This is a genomic window from Shewanella sp. 125m-1, from assembly GCF_052977065.1.
This window is the reverse complement of the sequence record NZ_JBRILT010000020.1, coordinates 71,268-77,957: the sequence shown is the minus strand read 5'-3', so window position 1 is coordinate 77,957 and position 6,690 is coordinate 71,268. Positions and strand designations below refer to the sequence as shown.

The following is a 6,690-nucleotide window of genomic DNA, read 5'->3' as shown; positions in this document are numbered from 1 at the left end:
CTGAGAACTGATGACGAGTCACTAAGGTGATGAAGTAGTTGATGCCATGCTTCCAGGAAAATCTTCTAAGCTTCAGGTTAGTAGGAATCGTACCCCAAACCGACACAGGTGGTCGGGTAGAGAATACCAAGGCGCTTGAGAGAACTCGGCTGAAGGAACTAGGCAAAATGGTACCGTAACTTCGGGAGAAGGTACGCTCTTAGCGGTGATGGGACTTGCTCCCTAAGCTGCCGAGAGTCGCAGATACCAGGTGGCTGCAACTGTTTATCAAAAACACAGTACTGTGCAAACTCGCAAGAGGAAGTATACGGTATGACGCCTGCCCGGTGCCGGAAGGTTAATTGATTGGGTTATCTTCGGAGAAGCTCATGATCGAAGCCCCGGTAAACGGCGGCCGTAACTATAACGGTCCTAAGGTAGCGAAATTCCTTGTCGGGTAAGTTCCGACCTGCACGAATGGCGTAATGATGGCCACGCTGTCTCCAGCCGAGACTCAGTGAAGTTGAAATTGCGGTGAAGATGCCGTATACCCGCGGCTAGACGGAAAGACCCCGTGAACCTTTACTATAGCTTGGCACTGAACATTGAACCTACATGTGTAGGATAGGTGGGAGACTTTGAAGCAACGTCGCTAGATGTTGTGGAGTCAATCTTGAAATACCACCCTTGTAGTTTTGATGTTCTAACCGCGGCCCCTGAATCGGGGTTCGGGACAGTGCCTGGTGGGTAGTTTGACTGGGGCGGTCTCCTCCCAAAGAGTAACGGAGGAGCACGAAGGTTGGCTAAGTACGGTCGGACATCGTACGGTTAGTGCAATGGCATAAGCCAGCTTAACTGCGAGACATACACGTCGAGCAGGTACGAAAGTAGGTCATAGTGATCCGGTGGTTCTGTATGGAAGGGCCATCGCTCAACGGATAAAAGGTACTCCGGGGATAACAGGCTGATACCGCCCAAGAGTTCATATCGACGGCGGTGTTTGGCACCTCGATGTCGGCTCATCACATCCTGGGGCTGAAGTCGGTCCCAAGGGTATGGCTGTTCGCCATTTAAAGTGGTACGCGAGCTGGGTTCAGAACGTCGTGAGACAGTTCGGTCCCTATCTGCCGTGGGCGTTGGATGATTGAAGGAAGCTGCTCCTAGTACGAGAGGACCGGAGTGGACGAACCGCTGGTGTTCGGGTTGTCATGCCAATGGCATTGCCCGGTAGCTACGTTCGGAATCGATAACCGCTGAAAGCATCTAAGCGGGAAGCGAGTCCTAAGATGAGTCATCCCTAGGAATTTAATTCCTCTAAAGAGCCGTTCGAGACTAGGACGTTGATAGGCAAGGTGTGTAAGCGTTGTGAGGCGTTGAGCTAACTTGTACTAATGACTCGTGAGGCTTAACCATACAACCCTAATGGGTTTTATGAGACTGATGTTTTTACATCATCAAAATTAGAATAACTCTGAAAAGAGTGACGCTTAATGTAGTGTAGACTCAATAACTTAATTTCAATTACTTGCGCTAGCGAGTAACAGCTTTCTAAAATTTTTTACCTTTAGTTTTTTGAAAACTGAAAGTAATACAGAATTTGTCTGGAAACCATAGAGTTGTGGCACCACCTGAATCCATTCCGAACTCAGAAGTGAAACGCAATATCGCCGATGGTAGTGTGGGGTCTCCCCATGTGAGAGTAGGTCATTTCCAGGCGCCAAATTATTCTCGAAAGAGAAGCGATAAAGCCCGTTGCTAACGCAACGGGCTTTTTTCGTATATACGCTGCGCGAAAAGAACGACTCCCGATGTCGATTAGATTATTGCTCCTGCATAATCGACACTTCCGTCATCCAAGACGGTCGCCCGCCGCTGTGCTTAGCCAGAAACTGTATCCATATAGCTCACGCAAACTAACCATTCACTAAATCGACTACGGCTCGGCAAGTTTGATATTTGCTTTCAGGTAACGACTGCTACTTTTCTATCATTCCACAGTTAACATAAAACTCGCTGAGAGCGAAATTGCAAATAATCACAATTGATTATTGCTATTACTCCTCAGCTCTCATAGTTTAGCTGCAATGATGTTGCTAAGGGCTCTGTTTTAGGGCTCAAGCTATAGGATACCTAAAGGACTATCGAATGAAACTGGAAATGATCTGTACAGGTGAAGAGGTATTAGCCGGTCAAATCGTTGATACTAATGCCGCTTGGTTTGCTAGTACGATGATGGAGCAAGGGATTGAATGTCAACGTAGAGTTACGGTAGGTGATCGGCTAGAAGATCTTGTTTCAGTATTTACAGAGCGTAGTCAACATGCTGATATTATTTTAGTTAATGGTGGGCTTGGGCCGACTAGTGACGATCTCTCCACTCAAGCGATGGCTTTAGCAATGGGCGAGTCTTTAGTCGAGAATCGTATTTGGCGTCAACGTCTTGAAGATTGGTTTACTCGCAGTGGTCGTGTGATGGCCGAGAGTAATCTTAAGCAAGCTTTGCTGCCTGAAGCAGCCATTATGATAGACAATCCAGTTGGTACAGCTTGTGGCTTTGCGGTTAAGTTTAATAGAGCTTGGCTATTCTTTACTCCTGGCGTGCCATTTGAATTTAAACAGATGGTTCATGAGCAATTTATTCCTTTTGTTAAGCAGCACTTTGAGATTAGTGGCGATGTTGCATTAAGAAAGTACCTGACCCTTGGTCAAGGTGAGTCATCGCTCGCGGATACTTTAGAGAAAATAAAACTGCCAGAAGGGATGACTATAGGCTATCGATCTTCAATGCCGCACATCGAGGTTAAACTCTTTGCCCGTGGTATTGCTGCAATCGATCAACTTAATAAAGCTGAAGCACAAATTCGTTTTTTACTTGGTAATGCCATTGTGGCTGATGAGAAAATGAGTTTGGCGGAAGAGATCCATGCTCTATTGTTAAACTCTGGCCAAAGTTTAAGTGTAGCTGAATCATGTACTGGCGGTATGATCGCCAGCCAGCTAATTAGTTTTTCAGGTAGCTCATCCTATTTGCATCAAGGCTTAGTGACTTACTGCAATGAATCTAAAGTTAAAGTATTGGGTGTTAAACCTGAGACCTTAGATGATCACGGTGCAGTTTCCATCGCTACAGTAGAGGAAATGGCGAAAGGAGTTAGAGCCATACTAGATAGTGACTTTGCGTTGGCGACGAGTGGTATCGCTGGGCCAACGGGAGGTACGGATGATAAACCTGTTGGCACAGTAGCCATTGCATTGGCTACAAAAGGCGGAGTTTATAGTCAGATGATTAAACTACCACGACGTTCTAGGGATTTAGTTCGCAGCTTAAGCACTGCTGTTGCGTTTGATATGTTAAGACGTGAATTGCTAGGCGAGGCGGTTATTGTTGATTATGGCTCGATTGGTCGGTTTAAAAAGTGATCTTTATAAAATAATAAAAAAGCAGTATCAAATGATACTGCTTTTTTGCTTTCAATTAACACGCTATTACTCGTCAAATACGAGTACAAGTTTACCGGGTTTTACTTCTATTCTTTGTGTCATATCGGCAATCAGAGCTTGGTTAGACTCTTTAGTATCTAATACATACACTGGCTGAGTTTCTAGAAACTGCGTTAAAAACCCCATTAATTGCGGAGCGAATGAGCCTATTGCTTTTTCGATATCCTTCGGTTTTGATTCCACTTTGACTAACTGTAGATTACGTAAGTAAACACTGTGATTACTTGCGTCATACCACGGCTCTGCTTCAAACTGTGTCACCAGTTTTGCGCTGATAGGCATCATTGGGTTACGGACGTTAACGATTGTCGCCGCAGATACACCCATAGTGTTGGGCTTATCACCTAGGGTGACGTTAATGTCATTCACACGCAGATCGATACCAAAGATCTGATTCCCCTGTTTTATCTCAAAGTGCATTTCATCACTGAGATAACCCTCGAGTTCTTTTTCTGTGATGTTGTATTGACTGACACAGCCGGTCAATAGCAGTGCCGCGCCCGCTAACGCTAGTTTTAATAACTTCATTAACCTGTATTTCTCATCCCTGCTGCTACGCCCGCAATAGTTAACATTAAGGCTAGTTCAACATTCTGAGATGATTGTTCCTCTCTACGAGTTCTTGCAAGCAGTTCTGCTTGTAAGAAGTTTAATGGATCGATGTATGGGTTTCTTAGCTCAACTGACTCGCGGTTCCATGGTGTGTGTGCCATTAAGCTTTCGGCTTGTGTTAACTCAAGTACGGCTTCAATGCCTGTAGCTAGTCGCTGCCTTAATTGTACACCAAGATGGTGCAACTCTTTTGGCACTAAGCTTGTCTCGTAAAACTTAGACAAATTAGGTTCGGCTTTTGCGTAGACCATTTCTAACATAGAGATCCGAGTCTTGAAGAATGGCCAGTGCTTTTCCATCTCTTGCAAGAGTGGTAAGTCACCTCGCTCTGATGCTGCCTTTAGTGCTTCTCCTGCGCCTAACCAAGCAGGTAGCATTAAACGGTTTTGCGACCAAGCGAAGATCCAAGGGATTGCACGTAAGCTTTCGATGCCGCCATCAATTCGACGTTTAGCTGGACGACTACCTAATGGTAGTTTACCCAACTCGACCTCAGGGGTCGCCGCACGGAAGTAAGACACAAAATCTGGCTCTTCACGTACAATTGCACGATAAGCTAGGACAGACTCGTCAGCGAGTTGCTGCATACACTGGCGCCACTCCGGCTTAGGCTCTGGTGGTGGAAGCAATGTCGCCTCCATTACCGCAGAGGTGTATAGCGCAAGACTCTGTACGGCAAGTTTAGGTAAACCAAACTTAAAGCGGATCATCTCACCTTGTTCTGTGACTCTGATGCGACCGTCTACTGACCCTGGCGGTTGTGATAGAATCGCTTCATGTGCTGGTCCGCCGCCACGGCCAATAGTGCCGCCACGACCATGGAATAATGTGAGTTTGATATTGGCTTCTTGGCTAATGGCGACGAGTTTTTCTTGTGCGGTGTACTGTGCCCAAGCCGCAGCCATGACACCAGCATCTTTAGCCGAGTCGGAATAGCCAATCATCACCTCTTGAATACCCTTAGTGTAACCTCGGTACCAATCGATGCTAAACAACGCCGACATACAGCTAGAGGCATTATTTAAGTCATCTAAGGTTTCAAATAGTGGCACGACGCGTATTGGATGCGGGCAGCCAGTTTCTTTAAGAAGAAGCTGAACAGCTAAAACATCTGATGGCTGGCTAGCCATAGAGATAACATAGGAGCCCATAGCTCTGGCTGGCTGAGTTGCGACCAGTCTGCAAGTCTTTAAGACTTCTTCAACTTCTGGAGATGCATTCCAGTTTGCCGGGATTAAAGGTCGTTTGTTAGTGAGCTCACGTAACAAGAAAGACTGCTTCTCTTTTTCGTCCCAATGAGCATAGTCGCCCATACCTAGGTAGCGCGTTAATTCGGCAATCACGTCTGCATGGCGTTGTGCATCCTGGCGCACATCGAGCCTTAGCATATGAATGCCAAAACAGGCGATACGACGCAGCATATCGAGCAGTAAACCGTTAGCGATTAGGCTCATACCTTGATCACAAAGACTTTGGTATAGCATCATTAAAGGATCTTTTAGATCGCTTTCGTGCCAAATGATGTCGTTTGGTTCTACATCAGGGTGATGGCCTTCAAGTCTGCCATTTAAATAATCAATGGTGTTTCTGAGCTTGTGACGAAGTGTTCTCAGCACATCTCTATATGGTTCGCTGCTGTTATTGGTGTAAGCCTGCAACGCTTGGTTTGCACCTTCCATCGATAACTCGTTTACCAGTAACACAACGTCTTTTAGGTATAAACGCGCAGCGGTATGGCGGTTTCGGTCGAGTACCTCTTGAGTGACGGTCGAGGTGACAAATGGATTGCCATCGCGGTCGCCGCCCATCCAGCTAGAGAACCTTACCGGTGCAATATCGATTGGGAGTTGGGTATTCGTGCGCTCTTCAACTTGCTGATTAAGCTGCCTAAGAAAATCTGGAATGGCTTGCCATAAAGAAGCTTCAATAGTGCTTAAGCCCCAACGTGCTTCATCGACAGGTGTTGGTCGTTCGTTACGGATTTCATTAGTGTGCCAGATCTGCGCAATCAGTTGACGCAAACGCAGGTGGTGCTGCTTTTTTTCTTGCTCTGTTAACTGGGTATTTTCTAGTGCAGCTAATGAATCAACCACTGCAGAATATTTCTGAATGAGAGTGCGGCGAGAGATTTCTGTCGGATGCGCAGTTAACACCAGATCAATATCCAGTGTCTTTAAGCAGGCTAGCACCTTATCTTGGTCGATTTTACCGCCGAGCATACGTCCTAGCAACTGTTCAACGGGGTCTGGAACACAGACTAATTCGTCACAATTACGACTGATGGTATGGAACTGTTCTGCGATATTCGCCAGATTTAAAAATTGGTTAAAAGCTTTAGCAAAAGGAACGAGTTCGTCGTCGTTTAAAGAAGACAGTAAAGTCAGCATCTCTTCACGAGCGGCATCATCGCCTTGGCGAGAGCTTTTTGCTAGATGACGGATTTGTTCAATTTTATCTAAGAAAGCATCATCTAGATCGGTGCGGATTGTGTCACCTAAAATCTGCCCTAAGGTTCCAACGTTAGACCTTAGCGAGGCATACATGTCTACCATACGTGCTCCATATCGGTAAGCTAATCGATCACAATACCTAGCAGCG

Annotated in this window: 3 protein-coding genes and 2 rRNA genes; 3 read left to right on the top strand and 2 right to left on the bottom strand. The window is 46.0% G+C overall.

What is annotated here, in order from left to right; translation table 11 throughout:
- From ACVBIK_RS11010 to ACVBIK_RS11000, 3 genes are all read left to right on the top strand, one after another.
- Window positions 1-1,392 (top strand): 23S ribosomal RNA (locus ACVBIK_RS11010); the annotation flags it as partial.
- A 187-nt stretch (window positions 1,393-1,579) separates the two neighbouring features.
- Window positions 1,580-1,695, top strand: a 5S ribosomal RNA gene (gene rrf / locus ACVBIK_RS11005).
- 429 nt (window positions 1,696-2,124) lie between these two features.
- Window positions 2,125-3,399, top strand: a complete 1,275-nt coding sequence (locus ACVBIK_RS11000) for a CinA family nicotinamide mononucleotide deamidase-related protein (protein WP_447169680.1) — start codon at window positions 2,125-2,127, stop codon at window positions 3,397-3,399.
- Window positions 3,400-3,465: 66 nt separating this feature from the next.
- Here the strand turns inward: ACVBIK_RS11000 and ACVBIK_RS10995 are convergent, their stop codons facing one another.
- The gene (locus ACVBIK_RS10995; protein WP_447161855.1) at window positions 3,466-4,008 is read right to left on the bottom strand and encodes a DUF1439 domain-containing protein; all 543 of its coding nucleotides are present in this window, start codon (window positions 4,006-4,008) and stop codon (window positions 3,466-3,468) included.
- On the bottom strand, window positions 4,008-6,644 hold the full coding sequence (ppc, locus tag ACVBIK_RS10990; protein ID WP_447161854.1) for a phosphoenolpyruvate carboxylase: 2,637 nt from the start codon (window positions 6,642-6,644) through the stop codon (window positions 4,008-4,010). Before ppc ends, ACVBIK_RS10995 begins: the two co-directional genes overlap by 1 nt.
- Window positions 6,645-6,690 lie beyond the last annotated feature (46 nt).

Bases quoted from the DNA above. Each gene is read 5' to 3' on its own strand.
- ACVBIK_RS11000 (WP_447169680.1), top strand. From the start codon at position 2,125: ATGAAACTGGAAATGATCTGTACAGGTGAAGAGGTATTAGCCGGTCAA.
- ACVBIK_RS10995 (WP_447161855.1), bottom strand. From the start codon at position 4,008: ATGAAGTTATTAAAACTAGCGTTAGCGGGCGCGGCACTGCTATTGACC.
- ppc (WP_447161854.1), bottom strand. From the start codon at position 6,644: ATGGTAGACATGTATGCCTCGCTAAGGTCTAACGTTGGAACCTTAGGG.